Source organism: Armatimonas sp. (genome assembly GCF_043757465.1).
Classification (GTDB): Bacteria; Armatimonadota; Armatimonadia; order Armatimonadales; family Armatimonadaceae; genus Armatimonas.
On the sequence record NZ_JAYVPL010000053.1, the window covers coordinates 13,687 to 29,271 of the forward strand.

The following is a 15,585-nucleotide window of genomic DNA, read 5'->3' on the forward strand; positions in this document are numbered from 1 at the left end:
CGCCGGTTCAGGCAGATTCGAACGTAATTAAAACGTGGTTTAGTGGTGCAGCGAGGACTCAGAAGGAGAAGCAAACCGGAGTGCGAAATCCACCAACGATACACAATTGTCAAATTGACGCACCACTCTATCATACTCTGAGGGGAGCCGCTATGTTTTGTTGTGGGATCGCTACAATAGCTTCTTTGTCACGGGCTTCTTCGCGCTGGTTTTCTTTTTTGTGGGCGTTATTTTCTTTTTTGTGGTACTTGCTTTGGGCTTCTTTGTTCTCTTTTGAGGGACGGCTTTCTGGGTGGCGACCGTGGCAGGAAGAATCCGGTGTGGCACCGTGATCGTGGCGGGGAGGATGTTGCTAGAAATTGGCGCACGCTCAATATTTGCGGGCGGTGGAATCTCCAAGGGAGCGGTTCGCGATGAAGCAGGCTCTGTCTCGCCGGGCTCCGTCTCGCCCGGTTCTGGGGTTCCCCGAGGTGTGAAGACGGGCAGAGTCACTGCGGCAACCGAAGGCTCGGGGGTGGTTTTCGGAGTGGGCGTGGACACGATGTGCTCCCGCATGCCCAGCGGAGCGGACGCGGGCCGGATGCCTGGAAAATCCGCCCCCGACAGACCGGGCAGATTGATCGCAATCGCTGGAAGCGGTGCGGGCGTGGGGGAGGCGGCAGGGCTGGGTTTTGGCTGCGGAGTGGGCTGGTCGGGAAAGAGCCCCTCTTTGGAGTCTATGGCATCGAGCGAGGCACGCGCCGCATCTTGTTGCAAGGCGTCGGCATACGGATCTGTTAAAAGGCGCAACAAGATCCCACGGGCCCTGTCTTCGTCGCCCTTGCCTCGTAGAGCAGTCGCCAGTGCCAGGCGGGCCGGAATGTCCTTTTTATCTTTTTCGACCAGACGGCGAAAGACCCTCTCCGCCTCCTCAAAGCGCCCTACATGTAGCAGACAGGCGGCTCGCGTTCGGATCGCCGCCGGATTCTCTTTGTCGCGTTGCAGCACCCACTCTGCCTCTCCCAGAGCCTCCGAGAAGCGCTGGGCTTGGAAAGTGCGACGCATGGCGTCGGCATGGAAGAGCAGGGTGTTCGGGGGCGGCGAAGGCGGTAAGAAGGGAAACCACTCGCGTGCCTGGAAGTTACCAGAAAGTACATAGAAGCCCAGCGCTGAGGCAGCAACTAGCCCCAGTGCACCTTGAACCAGCTTCCATTCTTTCACATTATCGTTCATAGACTACTCAAATGCCTCTACTACGATCCGGCCATCCCACTCACGGCAAGCGGGAACTCCCAGGGCGTGCGCCAAGGTCGGACAGACATCGTACAGGAAAATCGGCTCGTTGAGTTCCCGCCCCGCCGCAATGCCGGGCCCGTGCAAAATAAAAGGAATAGTCATGTCCTCCGCGCAGTTCGTGCCATGGCTACGTCCGTGCCCTCCATGATCACTGACAATGCACACAATGCCCTCCCAATATTTTAGCACCTGCGCTAGGCAGATGTCGGCGTTTTCAATGGCTTTTAAGTACGGCTCGGTCATCCAGCCGTGCGCGTGACCAGCTTCATCCGGATGTCCGAAATAGACAAAAACAAAATCTAGAGCATCGCTCTGAAGCGCCGCAATGGCTGCACCCGCCACTTTCTGGTCGCTCTCAAAAAGATGTGCCTCACCGTAGCAGGCACTAATTTTCGTGCTCCCTGGCGCGGCCAGATCTCTGAGCTGCTCCCAGTTGTAGAAAAAGCCTACCCGCTTGCCGTAGCCCGCCGCCGCGTCCATCACGCTGGGAACGGGCCGAGCGAGCGGCGTGAAGGTGTTGCTGGTGATCCCGTGACGCGGTACATCCACGCCGCGCAGCATGGACGTGTGACACGGCAGGGTCACCGAGGGCATCACCGACGATGCCTTCCACGTGTGCGCACCCTCGCGAGCGAGCCGCTGAATCGTGGGCGTCTGGCAGGCAAGAATGGCATCGGGCCGGACGCCATCCAGAGAACAAAGCAAAACGCGCTGAGACATGGTGCTATTTTACCTGGCATCCCTCCCCTCGGCCCCCTTCCTTCGCTCTTTTCCGCGCTCCAAGGGACGAAGCAAGGGGGAGAAGGGGTAACATTCCCTTATGATTTTTGATCTCGCCATTGTCGGTTCAGGCTTTGGCGGTGCGCTTCTTGCCATGGTCGCGCGTCGCCTGGGCAAGTCCGTTTTGCTTTTAGAGCAAGGCAGCCACCCGCGCTTTGCGATAGGCGAGAGCACGTCGCCGCTGATGAACTTACTGATCGAGGAGATCGCCCACACCTATGACCTGCCACGCCTATTGCCTCTCGCCACCTACGGCGCATGGAAGACGCACTACCCGGAGCTAGGCGTCGGGCTCAAGCGCGGCTTCACCTACTACGGCACGCAGCCCGGCGAGCGTTTGTTAGTTGCCGCCTCCCCAGGCGACGCTTGTGCCGATACGCACTGGCTCCGCGCCGATGTCGATCACTTTCTGGTCAAAGAAGCCATCGCCTTGGGTGTGGCGTACCAAGAAAATACCCCTCTGACGCGGCACGAGCATATCGGCGACATCTGGCACCTCAACGAGCACACCGCCTACTTTCTCGTGGATGCCACCGGGCCAGGAAAGCTCTGGAGCAAGGATGTCGGGTTTGCCGGCTACCCAAAAACGGAGGCGCTCTACTCGCACTTCGTGAGGGTAAAGGGGGCCTCCCTCCTGTGTGCATCCCTCCCCCAGCCCCTCCCTTCGCCTGAAACCCTCGTTCCGAGGGGCGAAGGGAGGGGAGTTGAAGAAGGGAGGGGAGTCAGAGGGGTGGGTTCTCCCCCTTCCTTCCCGCCGACGAAGGAGGGTTTCAGGCGAAGGGAGGGGGCCGGGGGGAGGGATGCACACAGGAGGGAGGCCTACCCCTATCCTCCCGATGCCGCCGCGAGCCACTATGTCTTTCCCGGCGGCTGGATGTGGATTCTCCCCTTCGATAACGGCGTTACCAGCGCCGGATTTGCGGTCGAGAGCTGGCTCGCCGATGAATTGCAGCTCTCAGAGGGCAACCAAGCCGCCTGGGAGCGGTTTCTGGTGCGCTTTCCCGCCATCCAAGCCCAGTTCGCCGCCGCGAAACCAATCGAAAAGTGGCACTATGCCCGCAAGCTCTCCTACCGGGCGGCAAATGCTGTCGGCGAGGGCTATCTTCGTCTGCCCTCCGCCGCCGGGTTTATTGATCCGCTCTACTCCACCGGAATGCCCCTCACGCTGCTCGGCATCCAGCGCATTGCAAAACTACTCACGGAAGGCGTCACCCCGGGTGGCCTTGCCGCTTACGAAGCCACCACCTTCGCCGAGCTAGACTGGGTCGCGGAGTTTATCGCCGCCAACTACGCCGCCTTTGCCGACTTCCCACGCTTTGTGGACACCACGATGTTCTACTTCGCCGCCGCCAGTTTCTCCGAGCTCGCCCGCCGCACGGGCCGGAGTGATCTCGTCAAGGGCTACCTCCTCACGCAAAACCCACAGTTCCGCCAAAGCTTCCAGGCCTGGAAGCAAAACAAAATTCCCCTCACCGACGCCATCGCCCCCTGGAACGCCGCCGGGCTCGCCGACAAGGGCAAAAACAACCTCTACGGCATGGACTTGGAAGATGTCGCCAAGAGCGCCGCCAAGCTCGAAAAAACCGAAGCCGAGATGCGCGAAATTATCGCCACCGCAGACTGGGCACAGTGCGAGTAACTGCGGCACAGGTTGTCTCGTTTCCAAAGCCGTGGTATCGTAGCCGCAATGCAAACGCGAGAGCAAATTTTACAGTGGTGGTGGCGCACGGGGGCTTGCCCGGTGCGCGCTACGAGCTGAGACACGCCGACGCTGCACACGAAAGAGAAGGCAGGCTCCCGAGTTACGATAACCCGGGAGCCTGTTTTTTTGTGTCTGGAATAAGAACAACCTATGTTTCCTACCACACCTGATCGAGCGACCTTTAAGGCACTAGCCACCCAGGGCAATGTGATCCCCGTCTCCCGGGAGATCCTGGCCGATATGGAGACGCCTGTCTCGGCGTTTAAGCGCCTGGCACACCGGCCCAATGCGTTTTTGCTGGAGTCTGTCGAGGGCGGCGAGCGAATGGCCCGCTACTCGTTTCTCGGCTCCGACCCGCGCGTGGTCTTGCGGAGCCGTGGCACGAGTGTGACGCTGACCGAACGCGGAAAGACAAGGCTGATTCCGCTGGCAAAGGGCGAGGATCCGCTGCACGTCCTGGAAGCCGAGCTCGCCAAAGTGAAGTTTGTGGAGACACCGAATCTGCCGCGCTTTGTGGGGGGTGCGGTAGGCTACATCGGCTACGACTGGGTGCGCTTTTTAGAGCCCATCGGCCAGAAGACCCACGACGATCTGAACCTTGACGATGTGTACTTGATGCTCACCGACACACTCTGCATTTTTGATCATGTGAAGCATCGGATCGTAGTGCTAGCGAATGCCCACGTGGAACCTGGCGATGACTTAGATGCGGCCTACGACACGGCCTGCGAAAAAGTCGAGGACATGATCGGGGCGCTCCGGGCTCCGATTCCCGATCTGATGGGGATGCCAAGTAAACGAAACAGTGCCCCACCGCCGTGGGAGTCGAATCTTACCCGCACCCACTACGAGGAGATGCTGACCACGGCCAAGGAGTATATTTCGGGCGGCGATATTATTCAGGCCGTGCTCTCCCAGCGCTTCTCGCGGCCCTACGATGGTGATGCGTTTGATGTCTATCGCGCCTTGCGCTCGCTGAATCCCTCGCCGTACATGTTCTTTCTGAAGTTTGAGGACGGCCCGATCTTAGTGGGGGCATCACCGGAGATTCTATGCACGGTCGAGGAGCGCACCGTGCGCGTCCGGCCCATCGCCGGAACCCGCAAACGTGGCGAGACACCCGAGGAAGACGCCGCGCTAGAAACCGAGCTTCTCGCCGATGACAAAGAGCGCGCCGAGCACATTATGCTGGTTGATCTGGGCCGCAACGATATCGGGCGGGTCTGTGAGTACGGCTCGGTGAAAGTGACGGACTTAATGGTCATTGAAAAATACTCGCATGTAATGCATATTGTGAGTAATATCTGTGGCAAGCTGCGAAGCGAAGTCACACCGATGGATGTGCTGCGCGCCACTTTCCCGGCGGGGACACTCTCCGGCGCTCCGAAAGTGCGTGCTATGCAGATTATTGAGAGCCTGGAGCCCACCCGGCGTGGGGTCTATGGCGGGGCGATTGGCTATTTTTCCTACAACGGAAACCTCGACGCCTCCATCACGATTCGTACCGCCGTGATCCATAACGGTAAAGTGCATGTGCAAGCGGGTGGCGGCATTGTCGCGGACTCGCAGCACGCCGCCGAGTTTGAGGAAACCGTCAATAAGTCCGCCGCCGCTCGGCGTGCGGTCGAGTTCGCCGAAGCGGGTTTGGATACCGTCCCCGTGCTCGCCGAAGTCGTCGAGGGGCGCTTCCGTCGCTTAGAGATTATCGAACCACAGCAACAACTCACGAGGTAATGTTATGATCGTCACCGTTTTCCGCAACCGCCTCCGCCCGGAGGCCACCGAAGCCTACGCCGAGCTCGCTCCTCAGATGGTGGAGCTGGCAAAGCAGCAGTCGGGTTTTATTTCCCTGAAGACCTTTACAGCTACGGACGGTGAGCGCGTCACTATCGCCGAGTTCGAGAGCGATGAGGCCGTGCTGGCCTGGCGCAACAACACCATCCACCAGAACGCTCAGGAGCGTGGGCGCACCGACTTCTACGCCGAGTACATCTCCCAGACCTGCGAGGTCATCCGGGAGTCCCGGTTCCCGTGACGACTCTGCCGAAAGAACCGTGGTGTGGCTATCTTCGGTGCTACGTCGAGGCGAAGAGCGCCCAGGCGGCCCAGCCTATCGCCGATCAAATTGGTGAAGTGTTGCGCCGTTTTGTCCAGCCCATACTCAAGCCGATTGAGCGGTACTGGAAGATTGAAGAATACCAGGAAGTACTGTTCGACTGGCAGCTCGACGAGAGCCCGGAGAAAATGCAGCGCTTGCTTCTGGATGCCCTGGGGCCGGAGTGGCACGAGCAAGACTCGGAAGCGGCGGTCTGGGACTTCCGAATGCACGCACCCCTGACGATTCCTGGGATTCGCTGGGCGAACCTGGAACACTATCTTTGCTCTGCAAGAGTAACAAATAATGATATTAGTAATTGATAACTACGACTCGTTCACCTATAATCTCGTTCAGTATCTCGGAGAGCTGGGCCAGGAGATCGTGGTACACCGTAATGATGCCATCACGCTTGACGAGATCACGGCGCTGAAACCCGATCATCTGCTTATCTCGCCGGGGCCCTGCTCACCTGCCGAGGCGGGGGTCTCGGTGGCGGTGATCCAGCGCTTTGCGGGGGAGATTCCGATCCTGGGCGTCTGTCTAGGGCATCAGAGCATCGGGCATGCATTTGGCGGCAAGATCATCCGGGCGCAGCGACTGATGCACGGTAAGACCAGCACGATCCACCACGAGGGTGTCGGGGTCTTTGCAAACCTGCCGCAGGACTTTCCCGCGATTCGTTACCACTCGCTGGTCATTGAGCGCGCGAGCCTGCCCGAGTGCCTTGAAGTGACGGCGACCAGCGAGGACGGTGAGATCATGGGGGTGCGCCACAAAACGCTTCCCATCGAGGGCGTCCAGTTCCACCCCGAGTCGGTGCTGACGGAGCACGGCCACGCCATGCTACTGAATTTTCTAGAGAACACGTAAGAATTGGCTGAACGAGGCACTTTCCTATAGAATTTACAGGTATGATTCCCTTGGTATGCGTCACATGCGTCCCTTACTATTTTTCTCTATTTTTCTTTTGGGCCTTGTGAGCTGGAGCTGTAGTGCCGGAGGCCCTGGCGCTGATCCTACTCCGAGTCCAACTCCGACCCCCACACTGACTCGAGTTCGTCTTAAAATCCACTGGCGATCCCGTTCGCGTAACACGGTTGATGTACAGTCCTCGGCCCTCTCTGTACGAATTACAGTAGGCACAGGAGGCCCTGTTCTTTTTCTTGTCAATCGAGATGACCGCTCGGAGAGCTATACCCAGACCATTGAGTCTCCCAATGAGATTCTGACCGGCCCGGTGTGGTTTTCCGTAGTTTACTACTCGGAGCGTGATCAGAAGGGAGAAGTGATCGGGTTAGGAGGGATGGTAACCGTGCCTTGCGCTGGAAAGAGGGGCAGCCAGCTCTTCTTGACTCTCTGGTACCTCCGGGGACTCCTCGCTTGGGGGCAGTTGCTCACGTTAGTGGTAATGGCAAGATGGCAGTGAGCGTCTTTACTGGCCTTAGTTTCATCGGCGTACTTCTGATCCCAAAGCAGCTCGCATAAGCCCTTTCTTTAAAACCGGATGCCGTAGGTGAAGACCGGATCGGTGGAGCCGCCGCGCTTGAGGCGGGTATAGGATAGCTCAAAGGTCTGGTGGGGGCCGGTAGGCCACCCGATAAAGAGCCGCGTCCCCGTGCCGCGCCAGCCGTAGCCTCCGATCCCCACCCCAAAATACCCCGAGTCGGCGTCCAAGTGTAGCGCGACTCCATTGCCACTGAAGCCCTGGCGGCTACGGCGGAGCGCGTAGAGGTTCTCGCTGTAGAGATGCAGAACGCTCCCCAGCTTCAGCGAGACCGACGAGTAGGCATCGCCCACCGAGTATGGATCGGAGGAGCCGAAGCCCGCCGTGCCGCCTAGCTGGACTTGGAGCTGCGCCGACGCAGGGAGGGCGAGGAGCGCAAGCGCCAGGCCACACAGTAGGTTTTTCATGTGGGCATTGTACAATGGGAACGTGAATACCGAGACGATCCGCGTACAGCTTAATTTTCCTCTTGCCGAGGCAACCAAACCCATTATCTGGCACTTCGCTCACGACTGGAGCCTGAAGTTCTCCATTCGTAAGGCCAACATAGACTCGAAGATCGGGGGCTACACGGTGCTTGATCTGACCGGCACCCGCGAGAACATAGACGGTGCCCTGGAGTGGGCGGCTGCCGAGGGCATTGAAGTGCAGGTCGGCGGCGCGACGGGCGAAGATGAGTGGGTGATCGGCAGATGAGTTTTACACACCCGGACGAGCAGGAGTACAGTGTCGGGCTGGTGACTAAAGAAAGCATCACACTAGGGGAGTTTGTCTGTGAGAACCGGCAGACACTCTCCGAGGTGACGGTCGCCTACGAGAGGTACGGGGAGCTCAACGCGGCCCGTGACAACGTGATTCTGGTGCTTCACGGCATCACGGGCTCGTCGCACGCCGCCGGAAAATATGCCTGGGAGAATCGCTCCCTGGGCTACTGGGACGGTTTTATCGGCCCCGGAAAAGCCTTTGATACCGAGAAATACTGCGTGATCGCGCCCAATGTGCTCGGCGGCTGCCGGGGCACCACCGGGCCGTCGTCGGTGAACCCCCGCACGGGCAAGCCCTACGCGATGACTTTTCCGATTATCACGGTGCGCGACATGGTGCGTCTCCAAGCCCGTTTTCTGCAGGAGCATTTTGGAGTGACGGAGCTTGCGGTTGTCACCGGCGGCTCGATGGGTGGGATGCAGGCACTGGAATGGGCGGTGATCTACCCCGAGCAGGTGAAGCACTGCATCCCGATTGCCACCAGCGCCAGAGTGGGGGCGCGGAGCATTGCCTTCAATGAGTGCGCCCGCCATGCGATTCTGCTGGATCCGAAGTGGAAAAGTGGCAACTACTACGACAGTCCCGAAGGCGGCCCCGATTCTGGCCTGGCGCTGGCCCGCATGATCGCCACCATCACCTTCCTCACCGATGCCACCATGCAGGATATGTTTGGCAGAACCAGCGCCACGCAAGACGAGGAATCCGCCTTCCGCCACGATCTGCACGCCCGCTTCGATGTCGAGCGCTACCTGCACGACGAAGGGGAAAAACTCGTCAAGCGCTTCGATGCCAATAGCTATCTTTATCTCTCAAGAGCCATTGATTTGCACGATGTCTCGCGCGGCTACCCGTCGCTCACCGATGCCCTGGCGCGCATCAAAGCCAAGTGCCTCGTGATCGGTATCTCCAGCGACGATCTGTTCCCCGTACGAGAGACCCATGAGATGATCGAGCGCATGCAAAAACGCGGCGTGGATGCCACCAGCTTTATCGTGGAGTCGTCGTACGGCCACGATGCGTTTCTGGTCGAGTACCGAAAAATGCTCCCCCCGCTCCGGGCGTTCATGGAGAGGATCAGACCTTAAACGTAAACCCCGTTTGGCCGAACTGGATCACGTCGCCGCTGGAGAGCGTTTCGGCAACATTGGCGACGAGTTTTGTCCCATTGAGCCGCGTCCCGTTGGTGCTGCCAATGTCAATGACTTTGTAGGTGCCGTTCTCAAAAATCAGCTTGGCGTGGCTGCTGGAGACGAACGAGTCTCCGGTGAGGACGATGTCATTGCCCGCTTTACGGCCCACGGTGGTGACGGCGGCTTTAAGCGTGTGCGAGCCGCTTGGGCTTTCGAGTCTTGCACCGCTGACCGTGCCACCTAGTGCGGCAATCGGGGCGCGACCAGGGTCTTTGGCTCCCAATGAGCGGCGCTCGGGCTGGGCGACATGGGGAATCTGGATCGTGAGCTTCACCGAGCCAAACTGGATCGCCTGGCCGTGGGTGAGGGCTTTCTGGCTCCCGGCGGGGAGCGGCTGACCCGCGACTTTCGTGCCGTTGGTGCTCCCGAGATCCTCCAGAGTGACATGATTGCCGCCAGAGACAATAAACCGGGCATGGCGGCGCGAGATGGTCGGGTGCGCCAGCGCGACATCGGCTCCCTCGCGTCCGACAATGCTCTCCCCCACACGGAGCATCAGCTCACGCCCATTTTCCTCGACCAGCTTGGGCAGTGGCGATGCCTGCGGCGTGGCCCCGACCGTGCTAGCGAGCATGTAGCCGCACTCGGAGCAGAAGCCCTCGTCGGCGGGCGCGAGCGTGTTGCAGAGGGGGCAAGCCCCGGCGACGATCAGAGCGCCGCCAGCCCCCGCTCGCGGGGGAGCCTGCACAGGTACCTTGCGTTGTGCATCGTACACGGCGCGTTTTTGCGGGTCTTTGAGCGTATCAAAGGCGTCCATCAAGATCGCGAACTTGTCGGGGTCTTGCTGAGCGGCGGGGGTTTTCTCGCGCATGGCGGTGCGGATCTCGCTCTCCGTCGCGCTTTGCGAGACCCCAAGAATGGCATAATAATCAAGCATTTTTGCATCCATCCCCCCGGCCCCCTTCCTTCGCCTGAAACCCTCGTTCCGAGGGGCGAAGGAAGGGGGAGTCTGAGGGGGTCTTCCGTTAATGTACCCCCTCTCCTTCCGCGGAACGCGGAAAAGAGGGAGAGGGGGTGGCGAGGGACGAGCGGGGGAGTGCCTAGCTCCGTTTTCCTAGATCAAGGCTGTAGATCGTACCGATCAGGGTCTTCTCCGCGCCTCCTGTATCACCGCGCTGGGCGGCTTGGGTGGCCATCTGGACGGTTTTCGCGGCCTCGGTGTTGCCTTGCTGGGTGAACATCTGCTGCGTTTTATTGAGAGCCGCTGTCAGATCCGCGAGGTTGAGCTGCTGAGTGCGCATCCCCATCATCGTTTTCTCGAGGTCACGTGCGGCCTGCATGGAGCTGAGCTCTTGGGCAACTAACGGATCAGCTCCCGACGGCACTCGGGACGCGTCTCCGGTGAACTCGACTACGGCGTTGGCGGTGAGCGTCTCGCGCTGCCCGGTCGCGCCATCGTCCCAGGAGAGGATCACTTTCGCGGTGCGGAAGCTCGCCACGGCGTGCGGGTCGTAGTCCACTTCCCAGAGCTTGGTCACCGTTGCGCCGCGCTCGATATCGGGGAGGGTGATGGCGGCGTGACGTGCGCCTAGCTCGGGCGGGGAGCCGTAGCACTGGCGCACGGTGACCCCGCGTGGGAGCGTGAGGGTAAGCCGTATGTTCTTCGCAGTGACGCCTAAGATGGTCAGCATCTCTTTTTGAAAGACCTCGGGGATCTGCTCGGGGCGCTCGATGTAGTAGTAGTTCCCCCCCGAGCGGCGGGCGATCCCAGCCATGAGCTCCTCGTTGTACTCTGGCCCAAAACCCAGCGCAGTGACCGTGATACCACGCGCTTTCAGATCCGCCACTTGCTGGACAATGCTCCCAAAGTCCTTTAGTCCCGCCGTCGGCTCGCCGTCGGTAAGTAATAAAACACGGGTGACGTAGCCCGCCATTGGCACCGACGCGACTTGGGAGCCGCCTGCATAAAGCCCATCAAAGAGATTCGTCGTGGTTCCAGCAACAATGCGCTGGATGTGCTGCTTGATGAGATTCGGGTCCGTCACACGCCGCGCGGGCATGAGCACCTCAACCGACTCTTCAAAAGTGACGATGGAGAGTACATCATCGGGGGTGAGTAGATCAACGACATGCTCGCAGGCTTTCTTGACGTACTGAATCGGCGAGCCATCCATCGAGCCAGAGCGGTCAATCACCAGGCAGACATTGACCGGCAACCGCTTATGGCCCCCCCCGCCCCCAAGATTGGGGGAGCTTGCCGCCGAGATTTGTGTCAGCACGTGCGCCCGTGTCCGATCTCCCGCAAAGGCGTAGCGATTACTCACCCGCACACTGAGCGCCAGCGACGGGCCGCCCCCTTGGCCCCCGCCCGGCGAGGGAAATCCCATCACGGTTGGCTGAGCCATCTGCGTTCGGTTGGGATCGCCTCCCAGCATTGTCGGATTCACGCGAATTGTCTGATCCATATTTTTTCCTACCCCCTAACCCCCGCCCGGCGGGGGGACAACGAGGACTTATTCTACTTTCAGTGTACTGGTACCAATCACGATCTGATCGCCCGGGGCGAGTGCGACTCGGGTGATGCGCTGGCCGTTGACGAATGTCCCGTTGGTGCTTCCTAAGTCTTCCAGCGCCACGCCGCCACTGTCACTGACTAGCTGTGCATGCCGCCGTGACGCTTTGGTGTCGGCGGGGAGCGCGGCGCCATTGCCAGGGTCGCGCCCAAAGACCAGCCCGGCAAGGAGCGCAAAGCTCTGCCCTGAGTGCGGCCCCGCCACCACGAGCAATCTGCCTCCCCCCCGGCCCCCGCCGGGCGGGGGAGTTTGTGGAATGGCATATGGCGACACGCCCGGCTGCGCTACGGGAATGGCAGGCGCTTGCTTGATGTCGCGGTTCTCCAGCACCGTGCGCTGGCGGACTTGTTTCTCAAAGAACACCAGCACTCGGTCCACGATCTGGATCTGGTCGCCCGAGCGCACTTTCTGCTCAGTATTTATCTTCGCGCCATTGACCAGCACACCGATTGGCGACTCGCCCGTGTCGCGCACGGCGTAGCCGCCGCTGGGAAGCGCGACCAGCAGTGCGTGGCTGCGCCCGATCTGCGCGTTGCCAAAAAGAGGGATGTCGCACAGCTCACTTCTGCCGATCTTACTCTCCGATTTTTCTAAGAGAATCTCTTTGCTAAACTCATTGCGGCCCACTTGAATCTTCACCCAAGCTTCTTTGAGCCACTCTTGAACCAGTGCGATAAACAGCCCAATCATCGCTCCCGTGATCACAAAGCCCAGCGTACGAGAGACCGCTCCCGCTCGAACTCCCGGCATCAGATACGGCGCGATCTCAAATACCGCCCCGCCTAGCAAGCCGCCGATCGCGCCGCCGATCAGGCCATTGCGCCCCACTCGGATACTCTGTTTACGCCAGCCCTCGGCGGTTCCGGCCAGCGCCCCGATAAAGCACCAGCCCAGCCCCCGGGCGATCACATTGCCCAAAAATGCTAGCGGATTGCGGGCTTTTTCCACATAGAGCGGGGCAAAGACCGCCATCCCAAACGTGATCCCGACAAACCCGGCAGCAACTCCAATCCCCAACCCGAAGCCCACAGCACGCACCCAGTCACGAGTGCCCGAGGCCAGATTGTTTGCGACACCAAAGAGCGCTCCCAGAAAGCCTCCAAAACACACCGCGGCACTGGTCGTGTTGTTCAGGTCGGTCTTGGTAGGTGGCCACTGGTCCGTGATGCGCAGGATTCCGGTGATATCCGTGAGGAAGACGACAAGAAGCCCTGCGGCGGCTCCCGCCAGCAGAAAGAGCAGGATACGTGAGGGGAAGTTCATTTTGCCCGCCCCCCATCCCCCGTCCAACGGGGGGGATATGCGGAAAATTCCTTATTGTCCCCCCGCCGGGCGGGGGTCAGGGGGTCAGACTCACGCTTCATAGCGTAACCTCGACGAGCCGATCTTAATCTCATCGCCGTGGGAGAGGGTCTGTGGAGTAGTGAGGCGCTGGCCGTTGATAAAGGTCCCATTGGCGGAGCCGCTATCGGCGAGCTCCCAGCCGGTGCCCGTGGGCAGAAAAAGGGCGTGCTTGCGGCTGACGGTGCTATCGGTGGGGAGGGAGAGGGCGTTGTCGGGTTCCCGGCCAACGCTGAGAGCGTCCATGAGCGGAATGACTTTCCCAGCGGCAGGGCCACTGTAGCCCACGAGCTTGGGTTGCCCCGTGGGGGCAGGCAGTGGCGGCGCACTCGTCGCTCCACTGGCAATGGCGACGCCTGCGGGGGCTGCTCCTGCCGAGGGTAAGTCCGAGAGGGAGGGCATGGGCGGGAGCGGGGCCACAGCGGGCTTGCCAATGGGCGCGGTGGCGGGGGGCGCTTCCTGCGGTAGCTCCACCCCGAGCTGCTTGAACGCTCCGGTAACCGTCACCCCTTTGCTTTTTAGTGCACGCCAACCAAAGAAGCCACCCCCGACAAGAATCGCTAGCCCGAGCCAGCCCGCGATCAGGCTACTGCTATTGTTTTGTTCCGGCTCTTTCTCACGCAACACGACCACAACCGGGGCAGGAGTCGCCACAGGCGCGGGGGTAGCAGTCGGAGAAGCGGCAGGCGCGGGCGTCGCAGCTTTTGGATCGGGTGTCGGGGTGGCTTTTTGTGGCGTCGGGGTGGCGGCGAGCGCTGTTTTAGGGGGCTCCAGCTTGGGCGCAGGCGTCGGTGTTTGTGCCTGCGTGCTGGTGGCAAGTAAGAAAGCAAGTGCCGTCAGTTGTGTCTTCATAGGTCGCAAATATCCCCCGATTCTAAGTGCTGCCGCACGGCGGGCAGGGCATCCCGAATCTCACCGGCAAGTGCCCCTGCGAGCAGCGATTCCCCTGCCAGTGCGTGCCAGGTGGCTCCACAGCGAGCGGCCTCTGTGGCAGAGAGGCCCTGTGCGAGCAACGCGGCTATCACGCCGGTTAGCACATCGCCGCTTCCTGCCGTCGCCAACGTCACCGAACCCTCGCGGTTGTAGTATAGCCGACCGGAGGGGGTTCCGACCAAAGTTCGTGCGCCTTTGAGCAGAGTCACGGAGCCAAAAGTGTGTGCGCAGCGCAGCGCGGCCTGGGTTCGGTGCGCCTGGACGTCCGCAGTGGGGACTCCCAGCAGTCGGCCCAGCTCGCCCGGATGCGGTGTCAGGACACGCTCACGCCCCGTAAGAGTTTGGAGCAGCACGGCTTTTTGCGCGATGGCATTGAGCCCATCGGCGTCTATTACCAGAGGAAGTTTGGTGTTCTTGAGCAGGGCTTCCACAAAGCCTTGCACCGCCTCGCTCGCCGCTAGCCCGGGGCCGAGCGCAAGGGCATCGGTGCGCTCTAAAAGCGGCAAGAGCGCGGCAAGTGCTCCAGAGCCACCGTGCGTGCCCTCCGGTGTCTCGGGCAGGGGGCGCACCACCACTTCGGCAGAGAGCGCGGCGACCGTCGCGACCAGACTCTCGGGGACGGCCAAGTAGACCAGCCCGGCTCCTGCACGAAGCGCCGCCGTCGCCGCCAGAACGGCAGCCCCCGCCATGCCGCGTGAACCCGCCACAACCAGCACGGTTCCAAACGCGCCTTTGTTGGCATCGCGGCCTTGTGTGCGCCGAGGAAGGGTTTCTTTTACCCAGCTTGCTGTGGTCAGCTCCTGGGTTGGAGGGGTGAGAATCGGCAGTCCAATCTCGGCGACAGTCACTTTGCCCGCGTACTCTGCGCCCGGATAGAGTAAGAGGCCGGGCTTGAGCGCCGCCAGCGTGAGCGTTTTCTGCGCCCGAATCGCCAGCCCCTCAACCACTTCCCCCGTGTCGGCATCCACTCCCGACGGCAGGTCGCAGGCTAGAATCGGCACCCCGGAGGCATTCGCGGCGACAATCGCCGCCGCCGTCACGCCCTCGGGCTTGCCACGTGCACCCGTTCCCAGCAGACAGTCCACCAGTAAGTCGTAGCCCGTGAGTGGCGCATTTTTCAGCGGTAGTATCGTCACGCCACAGGCACGGAGCGAAGCAAAGTGGAGGGCGGCATCGCCTCGAAGCTCCCTCTCTTCTCCCGTCAACAGAACCGAGATCTCTTTTCCCGCCACCGCGAGATGCCTTGCCGCGACAAACCCATCCCCGCCGTTGTTGCCCTTGCCACAGAGAAACGCCACGCGCTGTGCTCCCTCACACGCCCGCGCGAGTGCCTCCCCCGCCGACTGCATCAGGCAGGCGTTCGGAATCCCCAGGTTCTCAATGGCCTGACGATCCGCCTCCCGCAGCTCCGCCGCCGTCGCGATTCTCATGGTGCGCTTCCCAAAACCTCCGAAAAAACCAGAGGTTTCTTATGGACAGTATTC

15 protein-coding genes are annotated in these 15,585 nt (G+C 60.8%); 7 read left to right on the forward strand and 8 right to left on the reverse strand.

Going from position 1 to position 15,585, the window contains the following annotated elements; genetic code table 11:
* Positions 1-171 precede the first annotated feature (171 nt).
* Both ACH2ED_RS06480 and ACH2ED_RS06485 read right to left on the reverse strand, forming a co-directional pair.
* Positions 172-1,212, reverse strand: coding sequence for a tetratricopeptide repeat protein (locus ACH2ED_RS06480; RefSeq protein WP_395089487.1), 1,041 nt, complete (start codon positions 1,210-1,212; stop codon positions 172-174).
* A gap of 3 nt (positions 1,213-1,215) precedes the next feature.
* Positions 1,216-1,995, reverse strand: coding sequence for an alkaline phosphatase family protein (locus tag ACH2ED_RS06485; RefSeq protein WP_395089489.1), 780 nt, complete (start codon positions 1,993-1,995; stop codon positions 1,216-1,218).
* Between the two features lie 100 nt (positions 1,996-2,095).
* Between ACH2ED_RS06485 and ACH2ED_RS06490 the strand changes: the two genes are divergently transcribed.
* The 5 genes from ACH2ED_RS06490 (at position 2,096) to ACH2ED_RS06510 (ending at position 6,725) form a co-directional block, all read left to right on the forward strand.
* On the forward strand, positions 2,096-3,694 hold the full coding sequence (locus tag ACH2ED_RS06490; protein ID WP_395089491.1) for an NAD(P)/FAD-dependent oxidoreductase: 1,599 nt from the start codon (positions 2,096-2,098) through the stop codon (positions 3,692-3,694).
* 213 nt (positions 3,695-3,907) lie between these two features.
* Positions 3,908-5,491, forward strand: a complete 1,584-nt coding sequence (gene trpE / locus ACH2ED_RS06495) for an anthranilate synthase component I (protein WP_395089493.1) — start codon at positions 3,908-3,910, stop codon at positions 5,489-5,491.
* Between the two features lie 4 nt (positions 5,492-5,495).
* Entirely contained in the window at positions 5,496-5,792 is a 297-nt protein-coding gene (locus ACH2ED_RS06500; protein ID WP_395089495.1) for an antibiotic biosynthesis monooxygenase family protein, read from the forward strand.
* Positions 5,789-6,175 (forward strand): hypothetical protein, encoded by a 387-nt coding sequence (locus ACH2ED_RS06505; RefSeq protein WP_395089497.1) that lies wholly within the window; start codon positions 5,789-5,791, stop codon positions 6,173-6,175. Before ACH2ED_RS06500 ends, ACH2ED_RS06505 begins: the two co-directional genes overlap by 4 nt.
* On the forward strand, positions 6,159-6,725 hold the full coding sequence (locus tag ACH2ED_RS06510; protein ID WP_395089498.1) for an anthranilate synthase component II: 567 nt from the start codon (positions 6,159-6,161) through the stop codon (positions 6,723-6,725). The genes ACH2ED_RS06505 and ACH2ED_RS06510 overlap by 17 nt, the downstream gene beginning before the upstream one ends.
* Positions 6,726-7,349: 624 nt before the next feature.
* On the opposite strand, the gene ACH2ED_RS06515 is transcribed toward ACH2ED_RS06510, so the two are convergent.
* Entirely contained in the window at positions 7,350-7,766 is a 417-nt protein-coding gene (locus tag ACH2ED_RS06515) for a hypothetical protein (RefSeq protein WP_395089500.1), read from the reverse strand.
* Between the two features lie 22 nt (positions 7,767-7,788).
* On the opposite strand from ACH2ED_RS06515, the gene ACH2ED_RS06520 reads away from it, so the two are divergent.
* Both ACH2ED_RS06520 and ACH2ED_RS06525 read left to right on the forward strand, forming a co-directional pair.
* The gene (locus ACH2ED_RS06520; RefSeq protein WP_395089502.1) at positions 7,789-8,055 is read left to right on the forward strand and encodes an NIL domain-containing protein; all 267 of its coding nucleotides are present in this window, start codon (positions 7,789-7,791) and stop codon (positions 8,053-8,055) included.
* Positions 8,052-9,209 (forward strand): homoserine O-acetyltransferase, encoded by a 1,158-nt coding sequence (locus tag ACH2ED_RS06525; RefSeq protein WP_395089504.1) that lies wholly within the window; start codon positions 8,052-8,054, stop codon positions 9,207-9,209. The genes ACH2ED_RS06520 and ACH2ED_RS06525 overlap by 4 nt, the downstream gene beginning before the upstream one ends.
* On the opposite strand, the gene ACH2ED_RS06530 is transcribed toward ACH2ED_RS06525, so the two are convergent.
* The 5 genes from ACH2ED_RS06530 to ACH2ED_RS06550 all read right to left on the reverse strand — a co-directional run bounded on the left by ACH2ED_RS06530 (position 9,199) and on the right by ACH2ED_RS06550 (position 15,531).
* Entirely contained in the window at positions 9,199-10,191 is a 993-nt protein-coding gene (locus ACH2ED_RS06530) for an FHA domain-containing protein (protein ID WP_395089506.1), read from the reverse strand. The two genes, ACH2ED_RS06525 and ACH2ED_RS06530, sit on opposite strands and share 11 nt — an antisense overlap.
* 163 nt (positions 10,192-10,354) lie before the next feature.
* Positions 10,355-11,719 (reverse strand): VWA domain-containing protein, encoded by a 1,365-nt coding sequence (locus ACH2ED_RS06535; RefSeq protein WP_395089508.1) that lies wholly within the window; start codon positions 11,717-11,719, stop codon positions 10,355-10,357.
* Positions 11,720-11,767: 48 nt separating this feature from the next.
* Positions 11,768-13,090 carry an FHA domain-containing protein gene (locus tag ACH2ED_RS06540; protein WP_395089511.1) on the reverse strand — a complete coding sequence of 441 codons (1,323 nt, stop codon included), beginning with the start codon at positions 13,088-13,090 and terminating at the stop codon, positions 11,768-11,770.
* A 90-nt stretch (positions 13,091-13,180) separates the two neighbouring features.
* Entirely contained in the window at positions 13,181-14,020 is an 840-nt protein-coding gene (locus ACH2ED_RS06545) for an FHA domain-containing protein (RefSeq protein ID WP_395089513.1), read from the reverse strand.
* Positions 14,017-15,531, reverse strand: a complete 1,515-nt coding sequence (locus ACH2ED_RS06550; protein WP_395089515.1) for an NAD(P)H-hydrate dehydratase — start codon at positions 15,529-15,531, stop codon at positions 14,017-14,019. Before ACH2ED_RS06550 ends, ACH2ED_RS06545 begins: the two co-directional genes overlap by 4 nt.
* Positions 15,532-15,585 lie beyond the last annotated feature (54 nt).